The organism is Hydrogenovibrio sp. SC-1 (assembly GCF_002848135.1).
In the GTDB taxonomy this organism is placed as follows: Bacteria; Pseudomonadota; Gammaproteobacteria; order Thiomicrospirales; family Thiomicrospiraceae; genus Hydrogenovibrio.
The window spans coordinates 15,362-36,121 of record NZ_PKGB01000021.1; the positions used below are offsets into that span (position 1 = coordinate 15,362).

Here is a 20,760-nt window from a genome sequence, read left to right on the forward strand (position 1 = left end):
ACGAATGCCTCTATTGTCTAAAATAGGGGCATATTACCTGTAATACCCGTTGCAATAATGGGGGTTGTTACAGAAATTATTCTGATGGCAAAAGAATTCAGTTTCAATTTAGCCGAAATTGATTCTGAATCTCAAAGAGTATGAAAACTCAGTTCTCCCCAGTATGAAAAGCCTAAATACCGGGGATAAAATAAGGGGTTTAAGTTTAAGACTAAAAAGCGCCCGCAATTAGCGAATTCACCTGCTTTGCCTTTTCTTCTTTGAAAACATCAAGGCTTCCCAAATACCGTAAAGTCTGCTGAATGGAACTGTGACCTAAGCGGTCTTTAATCGAGTTGATATCGACGTTCAAATCATATAAATACACTGCGAAGCTGTGCCTTGCTGAATGAGCTGTAAACTCTGCTAGATTAAAGTGTTCATTAATCATAGCGGTAATCTCATCAATATTGACAATCCCATGCTTGGAACAAGGGTCATAAAATAGGTATTCAGAATGATTATTCTGATTGCGAAGGAGAACTTCTCTCATACGCTCATTCAAGATATACGCATTTCTGGCTTTACCGTTTTTGGTTTTATCCAGTTGCAAGATATTGTCAACAAGGTTGATGTTATGTTTTTTTAATTCGGTAATTTCATTTTTTCTTGCGCCAGTTGTCAAAAGTAAATAATAGAAATCTGATGCTTGATTATTCATCTCAAATAAGAAATCAGCTAATTCTTTAAAGCGTTCCGGATTAATAGCAGTCTTTTTCTCAACAGAAGTGTCTTTTAATGGATATTTCCCAAATGGGAATACTTCTATCTCACCAATCGAAACTAAGTACCTTAAAAAGCTTCTGAGAGCCGATATGTATTTTCGGATAGTTTCAAGCTTGATTTGTTTTTTACGACCAAGAATTGGAATTTGAGCCATATTTATAAAATTCAATTCCGTTTGTTCATTAAAATCATGTAGTGGCAAATCATTGAAGAAAGTATATTTTCTAAATACCGCTTTGAGAATTCTGATTGTTCCAGGGGCTGAATATGAACGCAGATTATTTGAGTGACGATACTGTTTAGAGAAATCAGCTTGATGAAGAGCAAACAGTTCAACCAGTGTTTTATCGGTGGAACCTTGGCAAATCTGGATTTTTTCTTCAAACCCAGCTTTAAGTTGCATTGCCTGCTTGCGAATCTCGGAGAGCTTGGACTTTGTGATGCTTTGAAACTTTAATACCTCAAGTGTATGGCTCGAATATTTACCATTTGTTTTTTTATATTTAAGAACGACTGCAACGCCGGACTTTTTTGTATCATATCTCAGGCCAGGTACATGACCATCTGATAGCCTTTTAGTTCGTTGATGCTTGGCATCATCGATAAAACAGTTGAGTTTAAATAATGTAATTGGTTCTGCAATCTTAGGCATAATAATCCCCTGTATAAAGAAAATTTAAAAAGATTCTGTGTACATTGCTGTGTACAAAGACGTTTCTTAATATAGGGATTTGAAAAAATAAGAATAAAATTGAGAGAAAAAATGCCAAAAAACCCATAAAAATGGGCTTTTTAGTAGAAAAAGGGTATTTACTATGTATGAAAAATGTGATAATTCAGCCGCCAGGCCTGGCTGTTTTTACCTACTTTTCTTAATTCAACTTATGGATATGTTCAGAAGAAAGTCCTTCTTGCACAAGGTTGAGTAATTCCTGCGCTTTTTGGTCGCTGGTTGGTAGTTCGGTCGGATCTTCACTTGGAAATAAAATGGATCGAGTCTTTGACTGAAAAGGCCCCAACTTTGCGGTGTAGAATTGAATGCCACTGTTTGGCATTTCAGCGGCAACGCTTTTCATTAGTTGTTCAAGACCCGCTTTGGCAACACCATAGGCACCATAATAGGCAGGATGTTCATCGATACTCCTATCTACGATAGCGACTAAAAAAGGGTTTTTACTTGCTGACAATAGAGGCAAAGTCTGTTGAATGAGGTGGAAGTTTGCATTTAGATTAGTGTGTAAGACTTCGTACCATTGTGCCATATCAAAGTGTTGGATAGGAGTGAAAGCAGGGTGGCTAGCTGCATTAAGGAATACGCCATCGAGTTGCCCAAAGGACTTTTTTAGGGTTTCAGTGAGTTCGCGATAGTGATCAATATTGGCCCCTAACAAATCAATCGGGTATAAACTGGGCTCTGCTAGTAGTTCTTCTGATTGAGTGATTTCATCATAGACGCGATTGAGTGCGCCCAGGTCTTTGTCTAGTAGAATGATTTGGCAGGCTGTTTGAGCTAAATTTAGCGCAAGGCTACGTCCAAGTCCCTGACCTGCGCCAGTAATTAAATAGATTTTTTGTGTTGTCATATTAAATCCCGTATAAAGTGACTGATTTCAATTGGGGTGGAAAAGACATAATCGGCTTGCCAATCATCGATCACCGTGTTTTCTGGTATATAACCAAACAAGGCGGCGGCCGTTTTCATCCCAGCATTTTTTCCAGCTTCAATGTCTCTTAGGTGGTCTCCAATATATAAACATTGACTGGGTTCGATACCGCATTGCTCTGCCGCTAACCATAAGGGGTGCGGGTGTGGCTTGCGCACGTCAAGGGTGTCGCCGGAAACGATGGCTTTAGGAGATGAAGGAAAGTGGATATTGGATAATAACCGCTCGGTTAACCAGCCTGGTTTATTGGTGACAATTCCCCAAGGAAAATCGGCTTTAGCCAGGCTAGCTAACCCTATATCTAACCCTGGAAAAATCCGAGTGTGATGATCAATATTGTCATGATAGCATTTCAAAAAAAATTGTCGTTTTTGCTCTAGTGCTTCCCCTGATAGGCTAGGGAAAGCCAACTGTGTCATGGCTAAGCCCCCTTGAGAAACGATTTGTCGTAGGGTTGTAAAGGGGATTTCAGGTTGGTTAAAGTGTTGGCAGACTTGATTAAGCGCATAAGCAAAATCATAGGACGTGTCTAATAGAGTGCCGTCTAGATCAAACAGAATACATTTAATTGACATAGTGTTTTTTAAGAGCCTCGGTTAGCAGGGGAGTTTTAGTGTGATTTGTCATTGGGCTTTTGGTAAGCCAATAAGTAATTAACCGCTAGAGAATCATTTAGCTTGGGCGGAGAAAAAGGCGAAAAATCAATTCCAGAACCTTGTTTCAATATCAAGCCTGTCTGTCTTGCCATGCTATCGATTTCCGCTGGCTGGATAAATTTCTGATGGTTATGAGTCCCCTTGGGAACTAAGTTAAATAGCTGTTCCGCGCCGACAATCGCTAATAGATAGGATTTTAGATTCCGGTTTAAGGTTGATAAGAATACCCAGCCGCCTGGCTTGACCATGTGTGCAGCCGCTCTGATAATAGCGCTAGGATCAGGAACATGCTCTAACATCTCCATGCAGGTAATAATGTCATATTGATTGGGGTGTTTCTGAGCATGTTCTTCAGCACTTTCAAGTACATAATCAACAGGGATTCCGGATTCCAAACTATGCAGTTTGGCAATGGTCAGTACTTCATCGGCTAAATCTATTCCGGTTACTTTGCCTCCAATACTGGCTAAGGCTTCAGACAATATTCCACCCCCGCACCCAATATCTAAAACAAGCTTGTTTTCAATTGATTTGTGCTGTTCTATAAAGTCAATTCTAACCGGGTTTATTTTATGCAATGCGCCGAATTGGCCCGATTCATCCCACCACGTATGCGCGAGTTGATTGAAGTTTTCGAGCTCGGACGGATCGGCATTTTGGCCTTCATTGTTTTCCGTTGAGGCGTTGGCATTTTGCATGGCTTTACTCATTGTTTTGTATTAGGGTATATTTACTTGAATGGCATTATAGCAATATCTTGATTTCTTTTGCTCAAACCTTGTTAAACCTAGAGAGAATTGATTGATTTGGGGTATAATGTTCAGCTAATTTTAACAATAAAGAAAACTGTAATTCTATGTCAGAGTTTGCGAGAGAAATTTTATCGATCTCATTAGAAGATGAGATGCAACAATCTTATCTGAGTTATGCGATGAGTGTTATTGTTGGACGGGCCTTGCCAGATGTAAGAGACGGTTTAAAACCGGTTCATCGTCGGGTTTTATACGCAATGAATGAGTTAGGAAACTCATGGAATAAGTCTTACAAAAAGTCAGCTCGTATTGTTGGGGACGTGATAGGTAAATATCACCCGCATGGTGATACGGCGGTTTATGACACGATTGTTCGTATGGCTCAGCCTTTTTCATTGCGCTATATGCTGGTCGACGGACAGGGTAACTTTGGGTCAATTGATGGCGACTCACCTGCTGCGATGCGTTATACCGAAGTGCGTATGGCAAAAATCGCACATGAATTGCTCGCAGATCTCGATAAAGAAACGGTTAATTTTACGCCTAACTATGATGGTTCAGAATCCGAACCAGATGTCTTACCTACTCGAGTCCCAAATTTATTAGTGAACGGTTCTTCCGGTATCGCGGTTGGGATGGCAACTAATATCCCACCTCATAATCTAAATGAAACCATTAATGCTTGTGTGGCTTTGATCGATAATCCTGACTTACAAATTTCTGATTTAATGGAGTACCTGCCAGGACCCGATTTTCCTACCTATGGCATTATTAATGGCACAAAAGGCATTCGAGAAGCTTATGAAACTGGTCGTGGTCGTGTGCAAATGCGAGCAAGAACCAGTGTTGAAATGGATGCGAAAGGTAAAGCTTCCATTATCGTTCATGAAATTCCTTACCAGGTGAATAAAGCGAAGCTGATAGAACGTATTGCAGAACTGGTTAAAGAAAAGAAAATTGAGGGTATTTCTGCCTTAAGAGATGAGTCTGATAAAGATGGTATGCGCATTGTTATTGAAGTGCGTAGAGGTGAAGTTCCTGAGGTGTTAATCAATAATCTCTATAAGCAAACGACCATGCAAACTGTATTTGGTATTAATATGGTTGCTTTGATTAATGGTCAGCCTAAGCTTTTGAACTTGAAAGAAATATTGGATGCGTTTTTGCGTCATAGACGCGAAGTGGTTACGCGTCGGACGATTTTTGATTTGCGTAAGGCTCGTGAAAAGGCACATCTATTAGAAGGCTTGACACTGGCATTAAATAATATTGATGAGATGATTGAACTTATCAAATCATCACCAAGTCCGGTTGTTGCGAAAGAACGCATGCTTGAAAAGGATTGGATGATTGGGAATTTGGCCGACTTGCTTGAGAAGGTTGATATGCAAGACGTACGCCCTGAGGACTTGCCGGAAGGCTATGGTGCAACTGGTGAAGCGAAATACAAACTTTCCCCAACCCAAGCACAAGCTATTTTAGAAATGCGCTTGCACCGTTTAACCGGTTTGGAACAAGATAAGATTGTTGCTGAATACCGTGAACTAGTTTTAAAAATTGCCGAATACCTAGACATTCTTCGGAACCCGGATCGGTTAACGGAAGTGGTTCGAGATGAGTTATTGGAAGTTATTGAAACCTTTGGTGACCAGCGTCGTACCGAGATCGATCATTCTTATCAAGATTTGGATGCAGAAGATTTAATTGCGGTTGAAGACCGAATTGTGACCTTGTCTCAAGATGGCTATATCAAAACTCAGCCTTTATCCGATTACCAAGCACAAAAACGGGGTGGTCGAGGCAAGTCAGCAACTCAAATGAAAGAAGATGACGAAGTCGGTCAAATTCTGGTCGCGAGTACGCATGATATGTTGTTGTGTTTCTCGAATCGCGGCAAACTGTATTGGCAAAAAACCTGGCAACTTCCATTAGCCAGTCGAGGCTCTAAAGGTAAGCCAATTGTGAATATATTACCATTAGAAGATGGTGAGTTCATAAGCTCCATCTTGCCGGTATCAGAGTTCTCTGATGGCTATTTTGTGTTTATGGCAACCAAGAAATCAACCGTTAAACGGGTTGCGTTGTCAGATTTCTCACGCCCGCGTGCCAATGGGATTATTGCCGTTGATTTGTTAGACGATGATGAACTGGTCGGAACAGCTATCACTGATGGCGAACAAGATATTATGTTGTTTAGTAATGTCGGAAAGGCCATTCGTTTTGAAGAAAATGATGTGCGTGTTATGGGGCGTCAAGCGCGTGGTGTTCGCGGCATGAAGCTGAAAGAAGATATGAATATCATTAGTATGCAGGTGGCTCGACCAGACACCCTTATCCTCACCGCGACAGAGCATGGTTTTGGTAAGTGTACGCCAGTAGATGATTATTCGACCATTAATCGTGGTGGTCAAGGTGTCATTTCTATTAAAACGTCTGAGCGGAACGGTAAAGTTGTGTCTTCTGTCGTCGTAACACCTGATCAGGAAGTGGTTTTGATTACCAATAAGGGGACGTTGGTTCGTACTCGAGTCTCCGAAATTTCCGTTGTTGGGCGTAACACCCAAGGGGTGAAATTGATTAATGTTGGTTCTGGCGAAATGGTTGTTGGTTTGGCCGTTGTCGATGTCCAGGATGACTTGATAGAGGCCATCGAAGGGCTCGACGAAGCCGATACTAGCACTGACATCGAAAATGAAACCTTATCAGAATAAACGCAAGAGAATAAAAACTTAATGAGAGCATTTAATTTTAGTGCCGGCCCAGCTATGTTGCCTGAGGCGGTGATGAGAAAAGCACAATCCGAATTCTTGGACTGGCAACAAACCGGCATGTCCGTGATGGAAATGAGCCATCGTAGTCCTGAATTTATGGCGTTGGCACGCCATGTTGAAACAACATTGCGCGAGATTATGGCCATTCCAGACAATTATAAGGTACTGTTTTTGCACGGTGGCGCGTCTTTGCAGTTTGCTGGAATTCCCTTAAACTTGACGCAGTCAGATGATGTGGTGGACTATGTTAATACTGGCGTTTGGTCGCAAAAGGCGATTAAAGAAGCGAAACGCTATGTTAATGTCAATGTCGTGGCGACCGCTGAAAATACGATTCCGGATCAAACGGAGTGGCAGACGTCAAAAGATGCGAAATATTTACATATCTGCCAAAATGAAACGATTACCGGTATTGAGTTCCAATCGGTTCCTCAATCGGATAAGCCGATTATTGCCGATTTTTCGTCAACTATTTTGTCCCGTCCCATCAATGTCGCTGATTATGGCGTGATTTACGCAGGTGCTCAGAAGAATATTGGCCCGGCAGGCCTGGCTATTTTGGTTATCCGAGACGACTTGCTTGGTCAAGCGCGTAGCGAAACCCCCAATTTAATGAATTGGCAAACCTACTCTGACAATGAGTCAATGTTCAACACGCCAGCCACTTTTTCATGGTATTTAGCAGGATTGGTTTTTGATTGGATTAAAGACCAGGGCGGTGTTGAGGCCATGGCTAAAATCAATCAGAGAAAAGCACAAAAACTCTATGAGTTTATTGATCAATCGACCTTCTATCGAAATGAGGTAGATCCAAAAGTGCGTTCTTGGATGAATGTGACCTTTAAATTGTCATCTGCTGATTTAGAAGCCGCTTTTTTGCAACAGTCTAAGTCTGCCGGTTTGTTGAGTTTAAAAGGTCATAAAGCTTATGGTGGCATGAGAGCCAGTATTTATAATGCCATGCCAGAAGAAGGTGTGGATGCATTAATAGACTTTATGAAAGTCTTTGAACAAAAAAACGCTTAATAGAACGATGAGTGTTGAATAATTAAAATGAACTGTATTTATGCCGAATGATCTTGAGTTGCAACAATTAAATCACATCCGACAGGAAATTGATCAAGTTGATCAACAAATCCAAACATTGATTTCTCGTCGTGCTGAGTTTGCTCAAAAAGTGGCTGATATCAAAACCCAGGGTGGTCAAGTAGAGGCGATTTTTTATCGTCCAGAGCGTGAAGCACAGGTTTTGAGAGCTGTCAAAGCACGGAATAAAGGGCTAATACCCGATGATGATATGGCCAGATTATTTCGTGAAATTATGTCTGTTTGTCTCGCCTTAGAACAGCCCATTAAGGTTGCCTATTTGGGTCCGGAAGGCAGTTATACCCATGCGGGAGTGGTAAAACAGTTTGGCTCTTCAGTTCATCCTTATGCCGTTTCTTCAATTGAAGCTGTTTTTGACACGGTTGAGAAAGGCGAGGCAAATTATGGTCTAGTGCCAGTTGAAAATTCAACCGAAGGGGTTGTTAAGCAAACTCAAAATGCCTTACTCGGCAGCCCCTTAAAGGTCTCCGGCGAAGTGAGTCTCCTGATTGAACATTGTTTGCTTTCGAAGGCGACCGGGCATGAATCTATTAAGAAGGTGGTCGCACACCCACAAGCCTTGGGACAATGTGAAAATTGGTTAAAAAATAACTTACCCGGTGTTGTCGTTGAAGCAGTGGATTCAAATGCATTGGCAGCGCAAATGGCACAGAAAGATGAAACCTTAGCGGCCATTGCTTCTGAACAAGCAGCACAGCTTTACCAGCTTTCAATTTTAGAAAGCCATATTGAAGATCGAAAGGACAACACGACAAAATTTTGGGTGGTTGGCAAAGAATTAACTGAGCCAAGTGGTGATGATAAAACAGCCATGATTTTGTCGATGCCGAATAAGGCGGGAGCCTTGTTGGATGTGTTATCAAGCTTTGCAACGCGCGATATTAGCATGACTCGGATTATTTCTCTGCCTTCAAATCAAGCAAAATGGGATTATCTATTTTTTGTTGATGTGCTGGGCCACCAAAAAGATCCCTTGTTAGCAGAAGCACTTCAAGAAGTCGCAGCGAAAACCAGCTTCTTTAAATTATTGGGCTCCTTTCCAGTATCTCCTTTACCTTAATCTTTTATTAAAAGTTATTCATAATGTCAGAGTCGTTGTTCAAAAACCAGGTTCTCCCACATATTCAAGCAATTCAAGCTTATCAACCTGGCAAGCCAATTTCCGAATGTCAGCGCGAATATCAATTAAATAGAATTACAAAGCTGGCTTCGAATGAAAACCCATTAGGTGCCAGTGAAAAAGCAATTGAAGCGATACAATCGTCGCTAGTGGATATTGGTCGCTATCCTGATGGGGCCAGTTTTGTATTAAAAAATACGCTAGCTGACTTTTTACAGAGAACCCCTCAAGAGATAGCATTGGGAAATGGCTCGAATGAACTATTAGAGTTGGTGGCGAGAGTGTTTGCGGGTGAAGGGGATGAAATACTTTTTTCTGAGTATGCTTTTCCGGTTTATGAAATCAGCGCGCAGGTTGTGGGTGCGACAGGCGTTAAAGTGCCCGCCAAAAACTGGGGACATGATTTGACGGCGATGGCTGACGCAATTACCGATCGAACGAAAGTGATCTATTTAGCGAATCCAAACAACCCAACAGGCACCTTGTTTAGAGAAGATGAATGGCGTGATTTTATTGCTAAGGTTCCTAGCCATGTGATCGTCGTGCTGGATGAGGCTTATTTTGAGTATGTGCGTGATCCGATGTATGCCAATGGGTTAGATTACCTAGATGATTATCCAAATTTATTAGTTTCTAGAACCTTTTCAAAGGCCTATGGGTTAGCGTCATTGCGTTTAGGTTATATGGTCGGTTCGTCAGAGCTAATTGGCTATCTCAATCAAATTCGTGCGCCTTTTAATGTTAATCAGATTGCACAGGTGGCTGCCACAGCGGCTTTAGCTGATCGTGAATTTGTAGAAAAAACCATTCGCCTAAATCATGCGGGAATGCAACAACTTACCGATCATTTTTCAGAAGTTGGTTTGGACTATATTGAGTCCCAATCCAACTTTATTTGCGTTCACCTAGGGCCCAAGTCGTCGCAGATAAATCAGGCGTTGCTTGAAAAAGGGGTGATTGTTCGCCCTGTAGCCAAACAAGGGGCTTTTTCTGAGTATTTGAGAGTGTCGATTGGCTTGGAACAAGAAAACGCGCACTTCATTCAGGCCTTATCGGAACTGTTATGACGATAAAATTAAACAAAATTACGATTATTGGTGTTGGGCTGATTGGAGGCTCTTTCGCTAAAGGATTGAAGCAATTAGGCTATGCTGATGCTATTGTTGGCTATGGCCGCCATGCCGATGTTTTACAACAAGCTGTCGCACTAGATGTGATAGACCATTATGAAATGGACTTGTCAGCGGCGGTTAAAGGTGCTGATTTAGTTTTGATTGCGGTTCCATTGGGTGCAATGACCGCTATAATGAAGCAGTTAAAACCGCATTTGACACCTGAAATGATTTTAACGGATGTGGGCAGCGCTAAAACGTCAGTGTTAAGCGCTGTTCAAGAAGCTTTCGGTCAAATTCCATCGCAATTTGTTGCTGGTCATCCCATTGCTGGTAAAGAAAAAAGTGGGGTTGAAGCGGCCTGCGCAGATTTATTTCAGAATCATAAAGTGATATTAACGCCAACCGATGAAACGTCTTCCAAGGCGGTTGAAGTGGTGACGGATCTGTGGCGAGCTTTAGGTGCAGAGGTGTCAGAAATGACCCCTGAATACCATGACGAAGTGCTGGCAGCTACCAGTCATTTACCCCATTTACTGGCTTTCGGATTAGTCGATTTATTAAATGATCACGCCGAGTTAGGCAATGTTTTTCAATACACAGCTGGCGGCTTCCGAGACTTTACTCGTATTGCCTCCAGTGATGCAACTATGTGGCGGGATATTGCTTTAAACAACCCAACTGCTATTAGTAAGTGGCTAAAGCATTACCAGGCCGAATTATCTCACTTAATCGATTTGGTCGATAATCAGCAGGGAGATGCGCTTTTTCAGTTATTTGACCAAGCGAAAACAGCACGAGATACACACATTGTTAGAAAGGGTTAATGCAACCCCATTTGATAACCTATTGGAAAAAATGATTCATGTCTAAAAATATTCAGTTTATTGTTCAACCTGGCGGCATTATTAAAGGGCGTATCCGAGTTCCTGGTGACAAGTCAATCTCTCACAGAAGTATTATGCTAGGCTCCATAGCAGAAGGAACAACCCATGTAACAGGGTTTCTGGAAGGCGATGATAGTTTGGCGACCCTTAAGGCATTTCAAGCAATGGGTGTCGATATTGAAGGGCCTGTCAACGGTGCTGTTACCATTCATGGAGTTGGTCTAAAAGGGTTGAAAGCACCTAACTCGCCTTTGGATATGGGCAATTCAGGAACCGCCATGCGCCTAATGGCGGGTATTTTAGCGGGACAAGATTTTGAATGTGAATTAATCGGCGATGCATCTTTATCAAAGCGACCAATGCAGCGGGTAACCTTGCCACTGTCTAAAATGGGCGCGCAGATTTCAACTGCAGAAGGGGGGAAGCCGCCTTTAAAGATTAGCCCTCGACAAGATAATGCGCCATTAACGGCAATTCATTATGAGTTGCCGATGGCCAGTGCACAGGTGAAATCTTGTGTTCTGCTCGCGGGGCTCTATGCAGAGGGTCAAACTTCCGTAATTGAACCCGCCCCAACCCGTGACCATACAGAGAGAATGCTACGCGGCTTTGGCTATCAGGTGACCACTGAAAAATTGGATAATGAGAGAGCACAAATGACCCTTGATGGCGGTGGGCACTTGCTGGCAATGGATATTGATGTGCCATCCGATATTTCCTCTGCAGCCTTTTTTATGGTCGCCGCAGCAATCGCCAAGGAAGCCGACCTCGTGATCGAGCATGTTGGAATCAACCCGACCCGAACGGGCGTCATTGATATCTTAAAATTAATGGGAGCAGATATTACCTTAGAAAATACTGCCGTTGTGGGGGGAGAACCAGTAGCGGATATTCATGTTCGTTCATCAAAGTTGAAAGGTATCGAAATTCCTCAGTCACTGGTTCCATTAGCAATTGACGAGTTTCCCGTTTTGTTTGTTGCCGCCTCTGCGGCTGAAGGGCAGACGGTTTTAACAGGTGCAGAAGAATTGCGTGTCAAAGAATCTGATCGTATTCAGGCTATGGCCGATGCATTACAAGCGGTGGGCATTGATGCGACCGCCACTGACGATGGTATGATTATCAATGGTGGTTCTCAAACGCCACAAGCGGCCATTATTGAAAGTCATCATGACCACCGCATTTCAATGGCAATGGCGATTGCTGGTTTGAATGCCGCTGCGGAAATGACTATTGATGACTGTGCTAACGTCAACACGTCTTTTCCAACCTTTTTAGCGTTAGCAAATGAGGTCGGTATGAAGATTCAAGCACACCAAAAGGACTAGGGGATAAAATGAATACAGATTGTATTATCACGATTGATGGGCCAAGTGGTGTCGGAAAAGGTACTGTTGCCCAATATTTGTGTGAACAGACAGGATTTCATTTGTTGGACAGTGGCGCTATTTATCGAAGTCTGGCTTTTGGCGTGCAAAAACAAGGTTTAACGATCGAAAATTTACCAGGCCTGGTGGCTTTGGCAGAAAACTTACCTGTTCGCTTTGAGACTGGTAAGGCTTTTTATCAGGATGAAGATATTACCTTGCAAATTCGTACTGAGACCGTTGCCGCAACGGCTTCTAAAATTGCATCTATCCCCGAGGTGAGAGCCGCATTGTTAAAACGTCAGAAGGACTTTGCTCAGCCACCAGGGTTAATTGCTGATGGACGAGACATGGGAACCGTGGTCTTTCCAAAAGCACCGGTTAAATTGTTTTTAACAGCAACGGCAGAAGAAAGAGCAAAAAGACGTCTTAATCAGTTGAAAAATCAAGAAGTTGATGTTAATATTCGCAAAATAACTCAAGATATTAAAGAAAGAGATGAGCGAGATCGTAATCGAGCGGCCTCTCCATTATTGCCTGCGGCAGATGCTTTAACGATTGATACGACGCACTTATCTATATCACAAGTCTGTGAACAAGCTATAAATGAGATTCGTCAAAAAGGGTTGATTGAATGAAATAAGATTAGATGCTAACTTATTGAATTTATAGGATTTAAAAATCCCTGTTCCATTTTATGAACGGGGATTTTGTATTTTTATAATGACGTCATTTTTAATGACATTTATTTTTTGTCGGCTAATTGGGAGGCCGACTATTAACAACTGACCCGATACTGATTTGGATACCCCAATTTGAAAAACAGTGTCGGTTTGAAAATTTTGGTAACTTATCCATGAGTGAATTATCTTTCGCTGAATTATTTGAGCAGTCTTTGCAAGAAGACAAATTCCAAACCGGTTCTTTAATTATCGGTACTGTTGTCGGTATCGACAAAGAAACTGTCCTAGTTGACGCAGGTATGAAATCTGAGTCTGCTATTCCTAAGTCACAATTTGAAGATGCTAACGGAGACCTTGAAGTTGCCGTTGGTGACGAGGTTGAAGTTTACCTTGAAACTTTAGAAGATGGTTTCGGTGAAACCCGTTTATCACGTGAAAAAGCAAAACGTGCTAAGACTTGGGATCGTTTGGAAACGGCTCTAGAAGATAGCGAAACTGTAACTGGTCTTGTGACTGGTAAAGTTAAAGGCGGCTTAACCGTTGATGTAGAAGGTGTTCGTGGCTTCCTACCTGGTTCTCTTGTGGATGTTCGTCCTATTCGTGACTTCGGTTTCCTTGAAGGTAAAGAAGTTGAGTTAAAACTGGTTAAGCTTGATCGTAAGCGTAACAATGTTGTGGTTTCTCGTCGCGCAGTGATCGAAGCTGAGAACTCTGTAGAGCGTGAAGCACTATTAGCCAACATGGAAGAAGGTGTTGTGCTTGAAGGGATTGTTAAGAACCTAACAGACTACGGCGCATTTATTGATTTGGGTGGCATCGATGGTCTTCTTCATATTACCGATATGGCATGGCGTCGTGTTAATCATCCTTCTGAGGTTATCCAAGTTGGCGATGAAATTAACGTTAAGGTATTGAAGTTCGACAAAGAGAAAAACCGTGTTTCATTAGGTATGAAACAACTTCAAGAAGATCCTTGGACGGATATGGTTTCTCGTTACCCTATGGGCTCTGAAATCATGGGTAAAGTGGCCAATATTACTGATTACGGTGCTTTCATTGAGATTGAAGATGGTATTGAGGGTCTTGTTCATACCTCTGAATTGGATTGGACTAACCGTAATATTCACCCATCTAAAGTGGTTCACCTTGGACAAGAAGTTAAAGTCAAAATCTTGGATGTCGATCAAGAGCGTCGTCGTATTTCACTTTCTATCAAGCAATGTACAGTTAATCCTTGGGAAGCCTTCTCTGCAACCCATTCAAAAGGTGACAAAATTACTGGTAGCATTAAGTCAATTACCGATTTCGGTATCTTTATCGGCTTAGACGGTAATATTGATGGTTTGGTTCACCTAACGGATATCTCTTGGTCACAACCAGGTGAAGAAGCCGTCCGTGAATACAAGAAAGGGGATGAGCTTGAAACGATTATCTTATCAATCGACCCTGATCGTGAGCGTATTTCTCTAGGCTTAAAGCAACTTGAACAAGACCCATTTGGTGAGTTTGTTGCTGAAAATGGTAAGAACAGCATTGTTGTCGGAACCGTTAAGTCCGTTGACGAAAAAGGCGCGGTTGTTGATCTAGCGGATGATGTTGAAGGTTATTTGCGTGCATCAGAACTAGATGAAGATACTCGTGATGCATCATCGGTTCTTAAGGTCGGTGACCAAGTTGAAGCTAAAATTGTAAATGTTGATCGTAAGAATCGTAATGTTTCTTTATCGATTAAAGCAAAAGCAGCTCAAGAAGAAGCTAATGCCATTAAAGATTACTCTTCAAATCAACCTCAAGCTCAAAATACTTTGGGTGACTTGCTAAAAGGTCAACTTTCTTCTGACGATTAAATTGGAAGGCGTTTAAAACTTGTTGTTTTAAACGCCAAACCCTTTCAATTTTCCGGTTAAGGTAAGTATTGAACACCAATGCTGACTTTACATTTTAATGAATGAAGAAAGAGACAAAATATCATGACTAAGTCAGAATTAATTGAATTGATTGCTAGAAAACAGACCCAATTTAGTCAAAAGGATGTTGAATTAGCAGTTAATCAAATCTTAGACTCGATGATAGTTTCCTTATCAGAAGGCGACAGAATTGAAATTCGTGGCTTTGGTAGTTTTAGTCTGCATCACCGTAAAGCTCGTCTCGGACGTAATCCAAAAACGGGTGAAAAGGTGCAGTTAGATGAAAAACGCGTACCACACTTCAAGCCTGGCAAATTCTTGCGAGACAGGGTTGACGAAGCAAAAGATTTCACCGATATAATTGGTTAAATCGTTCAACAAAGTCGATAAAAGGGTTACAATGATTGCAAAATTATTGTGGCCCTTTTTTTTATGACAAAATTAATTTCTATCACGATTACCCTATTTTTTTTAGGCCTTGGTTTTCTCCTTGGGGTTTTGAATCCAGACTTAGTGCCCTTTGATCTTTACTGGTACCAAATTGAACTTCCAATTTCATTATTAATTGTCATTGCTTTTGCAACGGGACTTTTAACTGCCGGCGTGATTTTCTTGTCACAAACCCTTAAACTTAAATGGCAAATAAAACGTCAAAAAAAGGCTGAGAAAAAGCAATTAAATGAAATCATTGCTTTGAAAAAATCGTTGCTTGATGCACAAAAACAGCCTCCTCAACAAACCAAATCTAACCTACCGACTTCACTTGTTATAGAAAACAATCAGAATAATTAAGAGCTCGTTATGACCCAGACTACTGAATTTGATCCTAAAATTTTAATTGCTTTAGACTTTGCAAGAACGTCTCAAGCCTTGGATTTTGTAAACACCTTAGATCCTCAATCATGTCGATTAAAAGTGGGGAAGGAGCTTTTTGCGCTGGCAGGACCAGAATTTGTTAAGCAATTAATTGCTCGTGGTTTTGATGTGTTTCTAGACTTAAAGTACCACGACATTCCCAATACTGTCGCTAAAGCTTGTCAAGCAGCTGCCGAAATGGGGGTGTGGATGGTGAATGTTCATGCATTGGGTGGTCGAAAAATGATGATGGCAGCCAAAGAGGCAATCGCCAACTGTGCTCATCAACCAAAGTTAATTGCCGTGACCATTTTAACCAGTATGGAAGCGGAGGACTTGGAAGAGGTTGGCTTGTCAGGAACGCCTCAACAGAATGTATTGAGATTGGCTCGGTTAGCACAAGATTCAGGCTTGGATGGCGTGGTTTGTTCTGCCCAAGAAGCGACTCTTTTAAGAGAGCAGTTGGGTGCTGATTTTTGTTTGGTTACCCCTGGTATTCGTCCTAAAACGGCTGCCGTTAATGATCAGAAGCGTATTATGACGCCTGAATCTGCCATGGCTGCTGGCTCAAGCTATCTGGTGATTGGCCGTCCGATTACACAAGCGGCTGACCCCTTGTCAGAATTGGCGAATATTAATCAATCGATTGCAAGTGATTAATCTTTAAACAGTTTGAACTGGCAAGGTTAGTTTGAACTGAACACCATAAAAGTTTTTATCTGGATCAACTAGGTTATTTGCTTCAATCTTGCCATGGTGGAAGTCGGTAATTAGTTTGACGATAAACAAGCCAAGCCCAAGATGGGTTTGGTCGTCTGAGTTGACTTCGCGAATTGACATCATGCCATCAAAAATTTGCTTTTCAAACCCTGACGGTAAATAAGGGCCACTGTTTTTAATATCAATGACAATGCATTTGTCTGTTTTGTGTGCCGATATTGAAATAGGGTGCTTGTGATCGTTAAAATCTTTCGCATTGCCAATCAGTTTATCCATCAGTTGTTCGAGCATAAACCCATCGCCTGAAATGATAACGGGTTCTTTGAGTTGGTTATCCGTTTCTATCTCGGCTGCCGAGTGCATTTCTTCTAGGCTGTCAAAATAGAGTTTTAACATTTCACTGATATCAAAAGTCTCTGGCGTATGCTGCTGCAAACTGTCTTCAATGCTGGAGGCTTCTGATAAAGAAGCAATAATTTGTTTTAGTTGTTTTAAGGCATGCTGTGAGTAGTGGACCTGTTTGTGATCAATATCCTTTTCCAACAGGGATAAAGACATGGAGAGTCGGTTAAGCGGATTGTGAATTTCGTGGCGCAAGGTTCGAGGAAGTTGTTTTAGATAACGCTCATAAGATGCTAATTGTGTCAGCATTTCATAGATATGATGTCGTAGATCCGCTAATTCGTCATCATAACCTAACCGCTTTTTGTCAGGAAACTGAAATTGATTGACCTTTCCATAATTATCAAAGGTATTGCGAACATCTTTATCAAGCCGCACGATTCGATTGGATAGGGATGCGATATACAGAATAGCACCAAAGATAACCAATAAAAACACCAGTCCACCAATACCGATAAGTCGGTAAAACGTTTCTAGAGATTCGGTTAATAGGCTATCCATGCTTTGTTCTAATACCACCGCACCAATAATGCGGTTACCGACTTTTAACGGCGTAGCCGACATAAGCGATACGGGCTGATTTTCTACGCTCATTCGATATTGTTGAAAGCTTCGGCCATTGATTGCCTGTTGAACGAGGAAGGTTTCAGGGGTTCGACTTTGAGGATAGGGGTAGGGCAGAGAGAAGGGCATAATGGTGGAGAGTGATTTAATCAAAAAATGCCCTAGTCGACTAAAAAGTGATCGGCTTTGTAGATTGGTGTGGTTCTTTTCTAAGCGGCCAACGACATAGGTGACCTGGCCAATCTCATTCACAATCCAAAGTGCTGATTTGTCTAAATTTAAGTGTGATAATTGGCTAGTTGGATTACCCGCTTGAATTTGTAGCGCCCATAAATCCGTTCTGTTTTCTAATATATAGGAAAGGTTTATGACGGTTTGTTGCTGAATAATAGCTTGATTTTTAAGCAATAACCGATGTAGGTCAACGGCAAAGTTATAGGCAAGAAAGGGGAGAACGGTTAATAATAACAGTAGGATAAAAAATCGACTTCGTATTGAAAAACGCAGTCGATAGCCCTTTAGAAAATTCATTTCTCACCCTTAATGCGATAAAAACCACCAGGCCTGGTGATTTTAAAGTTAAATTCGATTATTTTTGATACCAACTATAACCACGTCCATACTCATTATGGATTAAGTTAAAATCGGGATCGACCTTTCGAAAAGCAGATCGAATGCGGCAGATATGGGTGTTGATAGTGTTTCGTTCGACAACGCCTTGAGTCGATTCCTGAAGTCGATCATAAGTGACGACACCCTTTTCCCCTGTTAAGGCGAATTGTTTCAACATCTCAAATTCGGTGGCTGTCAGTTCTAATGGCTGAGCTTGCCAGTAAGCTTTAAACTCATTTTGAGCCAGCTCCAAACCTTCAATCAATGAGTTTTCTTGATGCTGATCAGAGTGAGCGCTACCCGTAATGCGTAATAGGTTTTTCACTTTAATGGTAAGCACGCTTAAGCTAATCGGTTTAGGAAGGTAGTCAATTGCTCCGAGCGCATGTCCTGTATGAATATCAAATTCCGATTGACGCTCAGACAAAAAGATAACGGGAATGGCTCTATCGTATGACAGTAATTTTTTAGCAACATCAAAACCGCCATCCATTTCATTACCCAAAATGATATCTGAAATGACTAAATCGGGTAAGGATACATTGAAACTGGCTTCCGCCTCTTGGCGATTGCTAAACCCATTTACCTTAAAACCTTGGGAGCTTAATGCTGTCTCAAGGTTTTCTAATTGTAAGACATCGTCTTCAATAATCGTGATGGTATAGTCACTGTTTTGCATCTATGTATTTTCTCCAAAATTCAGGCTTTAGGCGGCTAAGAGCATGCCAATTGAAATTAACGACATGCTATTTAAGCAACTTACTGAATGAATTGGAAGTCCAGGACCTGCATATTCATGATGATTCCAGCATCTTGGATTGGCAGGACAATAGCATCTTCATTTGAATCATTATGGTGAGAATGCCACCAGCCGGGTGGCGTCACAAATACGGATCCTGCCGTCCAGTTTGCTTTAATTGGATTGACTAACTCGCCATTTTCATCGATGTCTTTGGCAATCAGTGTATAGGTGTCTGGGCCAGCGGACACACAATAGTCCAGTGCAACCGAATTATGTCGATGCGGTTTTTGCGTGACACCCGCAGGCAAGGCATTATATAAAGACCAAAGCGTATGGGTTAGTGTGAGCGTGTGAGGACAATGCGGGTTGGAAAGCAAAACACCGGTACGGTTGCGTCCAGCTGCTTCTTCACGGACTTTATTCAGTTCTTGCGTTAGACGTTCATGCGTATACAGTACAGGCGAAAACCGTTTTTCAGTTGGCTGAACGCCTAAATATTTTAATAAAGGGGCATCGTGTACCCAGTAAAGTGCACTGTCTTCTGAAGCGGTATGAAGTGCATCAGCAACGGCAGGCAAGGTAAATAAGTCGCCAGCTTTCCATTCAATGGTGCCTTCAGACATTTGGGTTTTGCCTTTGCCACGAATAACAAAATAAACCTGCGAGGTGGCAACCGCATCGGTTTTAAGACTGGTATTCGGTAGAATCCTTAAAAAACTGGCCATGAGGTTAGGAGTGGTCGCCGGATAGTTGACATCAAGTGATTGAGAATGGTCAAATCCAATAACTCGAGTCTCTCCTTGTTGGTGTAATTCGGCTGGATAATCGATGACATCTATCGGCGGCATGGGTGGGTTGACTGCAGACATATATTCTTTAAAGTCGGCTTGCTCTTCCCATTGTTGTTGACGCATCTCTTGACGCATTTCGATTGGCTGTTTTGGAATCATAAAAAACCTTAACTATTTTAAAAGGGGGTTACTTAAATTGGTTCATTTTTTTGCGTTCACTAGACGAAGGAATATTCATCGACTCACGGTATTTCGCAATAGTACGTCGAGCGACATTAATTTCTTTTTCTTCTAATAAGCTCATTAATTTATTATCACTTAAGGGTTTAGCTGGATTTTCGTTCTCAATGAGCTGTTTAATATGAGATTTGATGGCAATGGCCGATTGATCCTCGTTGCCATATTGAGAAACACCTGTTGAGAAAAAATACTTTAATTCAAACGTGCCCCTTGGTGTTTGGATATATTTCTGATTGGTCGCTCTGGAAATCGTCGACTCGTGAAGATCAAGCGACTCGGCAACATCTCTTAGTACCATTGGATGCATAGCCTGTTCACCTTCATCAAAAAAACGAGCTTGTTTTTCAATAATATAGCGCCCAACCCGGAGCAGGGTTTCGCCACGACTTTTAATGCTTTTAATCAATCCTTTAGCTTCAAGGAGTTGTTCTTTTATTTGTTTGCCCTCGTTAGAGCTGTTAGACAGGGTATTGGCCATATCAATATAGCTAGAATTGATAGCGAGTCTTGGAAAGGCATTTTGATTGAGTTCAACCATAAATCCATTTTTATGACGAAAGACTTTTAAGTCGGGAATAATGACTTCGCTTTGAATCGAGGAATAAGCGCGCCCTGGTCTGGGACTCATGCCTTGGATGGTCTGAATGACCTCCATTAAGTCATCTTCATCCAACAGGTAGATTTTTTTGATACGTTTATAGTCACGTGTCGAAAGCAGTTCAAAGTTATCTCGAATTAGCTGGATGGCAGTAACCACATAAGGGGTTTGTTTTTCAGCTTTTAACTGTAATATTAAAGACTCCGACAAGTCTCTTGCTGCCACACCGGTTGGTTCAAATTGTTGGATAATTGCGAGAACCGATTCAATATCAGATAGGGTTAATTCGATATCCGATTCATTTTCAGAAATCGTGGTCAAAATTTCATCAAGACTATTCTGAATAAACCCCTCATCATTGATATTGTCAATAATATAATCGGCGATAATGGCTTGGTTGTCTTGCCAAGGGTAGATTTCAGATTGCCATTGGAGTTTCTCATGT

At 41.6% G+C, this 20,760-nt stretch carries 19 protein-coding genes; 11 read left to right on the forward strand and 8 right to left on the reverse strand.

Annotated elements, in window-relative coordinates; translation table 11 throughout:
* Window positions 1–211 precede the first annotated feature (211 nt).
* The 4 genes from CYQ88_RS10035 to ubiG all read right to left on the reverse strand — a co-directional run bounded on the left by CYQ88_RS10035 (window position 212) and on the right by ubiG (window position 3,783).
* On the reverse strand, window positions 212–1,417 hold the full coding sequence (locus CYQ88_RS10035) for a tyrosine-type recombinase/integrase (protein ID WP_101841217.1): 1,206 nt from the start codon (window positions 1,415–1,417) through the stop codon (window positions 212–214).
* 220 nt (window positions 1,418–1,637) lie between these two features.
* On the reverse strand, window positions 1,638–2,348 hold the full coding sequence (locus CYQ88_RS10040; RefSeq protein WP_101841218.1) for an SDR family NAD(P)-dependent oxidoreductase: 711 nt from the start codon (window positions 2,346–2,348) through the stop codon (window positions 1,638–1,640).
* Window positions 2,345–3,004, reverse strand: a complete 660-nt coding sequence (locus CYQ88_RS10045; RefSeq protein ID WP_101841219.1) for an HAD family hydrolase — start codon at window positions 3,002–3,004, stop codon at window positions 2,345–2,347. The genes CYQ88_RS10040 and CYQ88_RS10045 overlap by 4 nt, the downstream gene beginning before the upstream one ends.
* Before the next feature lie 35 nt (window positions 3,005–3,039).
* Window positions 3,040–3,783, reverse strand: a complete 744-nt coding sequence (gene ubiG, locus CYQ88_RS10050; protein WP_233188866.1) for a bifunctional 2-polyprenyl-6-hydroxyphenol methylase/3-demethylubiquinol 3-O-methyltransferase UbiG — start codon at window positions 3,781–3,783, stop codon at window positions 3,040–3,042.
* A gap of 158 nt (window positions 3,784–3,941) precedes the next feature.
* Between ubiG and gyrA the strand changes: the two genes are divergently transcribed.
* From gyrA to pyrF, 11 genes are all read left to right on the forward strand, one after another.
* Entirely contained in the window at window positions 3,942–6,548 is a 2,607-nt protein-coding gene (gyrA, locus tag CYQ88_RS10055; protein WP_101841221.1) for a DNA gyrase subunit A, read from the forward strand.
* Between the two features lie 21 nt (window positions 6,549–6,569).
* Window positions 6,570–7,634 (forward strand): 3-phosphoserine/phosphohydroxythreonine transaminase, encoded by a 1,065-nt coding sequence (gene serC, locus CYQ88_RS10060; protein ID WP_101841222.1) that lies wholly within the window; start codon window positions 6,570–6,572, stop codon window positions 7,632–7,634.
* A gap of 40 nt (window positions 7,635–7,674) precedes the next feature.
* Entirely contained in the window at window positions 7,675–8,775 is a 1,101-nt protein-coding gene (gene pheA / locus CYQ88_RS10065; RefSeq protein WP_101841223.1) for a prephenate dehydratase, read from the forward strand.
* A gap of 23 nt (window positions 8,776–8,798) precedes the next feature.
* Entirely contained in the window at window positions 8,799–9,902 is a 1,104-nt protein-coding gene (hisC, locus tag CYQ88_RS10070; RefSeq protein ID WP_101841224.1) for a histidinol-phosphate transaminase, read from the forward strand.
* The gene (locus tag CYQ88_RS10075) at window positions 9,899–10,774 is read left to right on the forward strand and encodes a prephenate dehydrogenase/arogenate dehydrogenase family protein (RefSeq protein ID WP_101841225.1); all 876 of its coding nucleotides are present in this window, start codon (window positions 9,899–9,901) and stop codon (window positions 10,772–10,774) included. Before hisC ends, CYQ88_RS10075 begins: the two co-directional genes overlap by 4 nt.
* Window positions 10,775–10,812: 38 nt before the next feature.
* Complete coding sequence (gene aroA, locus CYQ88_RS10080; RefSeq protein ID WP_101841226.1) at window positions 10,813–12,162, forward strand: 3-phosphoshikimate 1-carboxyvinyltransferase; 1,350 nt, start codon at window positions 10,813–10,815, stop codon at window positions 12,160–12,162.
* A gap of 8 nt (window positions 12,163–12,170) precedes the next feature.
* Complete coding sequence (cmk, locus tag CYQ88_RS10085; RefSeq protein WP_101841227.1) at window positions 12,171–12,839, forward strand: (d)CMP kinase; 669 nt, start codon at window positions 12,171–12,173, stop codon at window positions 12,837–12,839.
* 218 nt (window positions 12,840–13,057) lie between these two features.
* Window positions 13,058–14,731, forward strand: coding sequence for a 30S ribosomal protein S1 (rpsA, locus tag CYQ88_RS10090; protein ID WP_101841236.1), 1,674 nt, complete (start codon window positions 13,058–13,060; stop codon window positions 14,729–14,731).
* 123 nt (window positions 14,732–14,854) lie between these two features.
* Window positions 14,855–15,160 (forward strand): integration host factor subunit beta, encoded by a 306-nt coding sequence (locus tag CYQ88_RS10095; RefSeq protein ID WP_101841228.1) that lies wholly within the window; start codon window positions 14,855–14,857, stop codon window positions 15,158–15,160.
* 63 nt (window positions 15,161–15,223) lie between these two features.
* Entirely contained in the window at window positions 15,224–15,583 is a 360-nt protein-coding gene (locus CYQ88_RS10100; RefSeq protein WP_143483786.1) for a LapA family protein, read from the forward strand.
* Between the two features lie 9 nt (window positions 15,584–15,592).
* Complete coding sequence (pyrF, locus tag CYQ88_RS10105; RefSeq protein ID WP_101841230.1) at window positions 15,593–16,306, forward strand: orotidine-5'-phosphate decarboxylase; 714 nt, start codon at window positions 15,593–15,595, stop codon at window positions 16,304–16,306.
* 3 nt (window positions 16,307–16,309) lie between these two features.
* Here the strand turns inward: pyrF and CYQ88_RS10110 are convergent, their stop codons facing one another.
* The 4 genes from CYQ88_RS10110 to rpoN form a co-directional block, all read right to left on the reverse strand.
* Complete coding sequence (locus tag CYQ88_RS10110; protein ID WP_101841231.1) at window positions 16,310–17,863, reverse strand: ATP-binding protein; 1,554 nt, start codon at window positions 17,861–17,863, stop codon at window positions 16,310–16,312.
* A gap of 58 nt (window positions 17,864–17,921) precedes the next feature.
* On the reverse strand, window positions 17,922–18,623 hold the full coding sequence (locus CYQ88_RS10115; RefSeq protein WP_101841232.1) for a response regulator transcription factor: 702 nt from the start codon (window positions 18,621–18,623) through the stop codon (window positions 17,922–17,924).
* Between the two features lie 80 nt (window positions 18,624–18,703).
* Window positions 18,704–19,636, reverse strand: coding sequence for a hypothetical protein (locus tag CYQ88_RS10120; RefSeq protein ID WP_101841233.1), 933 nt, complete (start codon window positions 19,634–19,636; stop codon window positions 18,704–18,706).
* A 28-nt stretch (window positions 19,637–19,664) separates the two neighbouring features.
* A partial coding sequence (gene rpoN, locus CYQ88_RS10125; protein WP_101841234.1) for an RNA polymerase factor sigma-54 occupies window positions 19,665–20,760 on the reverse strand: 1,096 nt, incomplete at its 5' end.

Bases quoted from the DNA above. Each gene is read 5' to 3' on its own strand.
- CYQ88_RS10100 (WP_143483786.1), top strand. From the start codon at position 15,224: ATGACAAAATTAATTTCTATCACGATTACCCTATTTTTTTTAGGCCTT.
- CYQ88_RS10115 (WP_101841232.1), bottom strand. From the start codon at position 18,623: ATGCAAAACAGTGACTATACCATCACGATTATTGAAGACGATGTCTTA.
- CYQ88_RS10040 (WP_101841218.1), bottom strand. From the start codon at position 2,348: ATGACAACACAAAAAATCTATTTAATTACTGGCGCAGGTCAGGGACTT.
- CYQ88_RS10045 (WP_101841219.1), bottom strand. From the start codon at position 3,004: ATGTCAATTAAATGTATTCTGTTTGATCTAGACGGCACTCTATTAGAC.
- CYQ88_RS10035 (WP_101841217.1), bottom strand. From the start codon at position 1,417: ATGCCTAAGATTGCAGAACCAATTACATTATTTAAACTCAACTGTTTT.
- CYQ88_RS10110 (WP_101841231.1), bottom strand. From the start codon at position 17,863: ATGAATTTTCTAAAGGGCTATCGACTGCGTTTTTCAATACGAAGTCGA.
- CYQ88_RS10120 (WP_101841233.1), bottom strand. From the start codon at position 19,636: ATGATTCCAAAACAGCCAATCGAAATGCGTCAAGAGATGCGTCAACAA.
- gyrA (WP_101841221.1), top strand. From the start codon at position 3,942: ATGTCAGAGTTTGCGAGAGAAATTTTATCGATCTCATTAGAAGATGAG.
- CYQ88_RS10075 (WP_101841225.1), top strand. From the start codon at position 9,899: ATGACGATAAAATTAAACAAAATTACGATTATTGGTGTTGGGCTGATT.
- cmk (WP_101841227.1), top strand. From the start codon at position 12,171: ATGAATACAGATTGTATTATCACGATTGATGGGCCAAGTGGTGTCGGA.
- pheA (WP_101841223.1), top strand. From the start codon at position 7,675: ATGCCGAATGATCTTGAGTTGCAACAATTAAATCACATCCGACAGGAA.
- rpsA (WP_101841236.1), top strand. From the start codon at position 13,058: ATGAGTGAATTATCTTTCGCTGAATTATTTGAGCAGTCTTTGCAAGAA.
- aroA (WP_101841226.1), top strand. From the start codon at position 10,813: ATGTCTAAAAATATTCAGTTTATTGTTCAACCTGGCGGCATTATTAAA.
- hisC (WP_101841224.1), top strand. From the start codon at position 8,799: ATGTCAGAGTCGTTGTTCAAAAACCAGGTTCTCCCACATATTCAAGCA.
- serC (WP_101841222.1), top strand. From the start codon at position 6,570: ATGAGAGCATTTAATTTTAGTGCCGGCCCAGCTATGTTGCCTGAGGCG.
- CYQ88_RS10095 (WP_101841228.1), top strand. From the start codon at position 14,855: ATGACTAAGTCAGAATTAATTGAATTGATTGCTAGAAAACAGACCCAA.
- ubiG (WP_233188866.1), bottom strand. From the start codon at position 3,783: ATGCAAAATGCCAACGCCTCAACGGAAAACAATGAAGGCCAAAATGCC.
- pyrF (WP_101841230.1), top strand. From the start codon at position 15,593: ATGACCCAGACTACTGAATTTGATCCTAAAATTTTAATTGCTTTAGAC.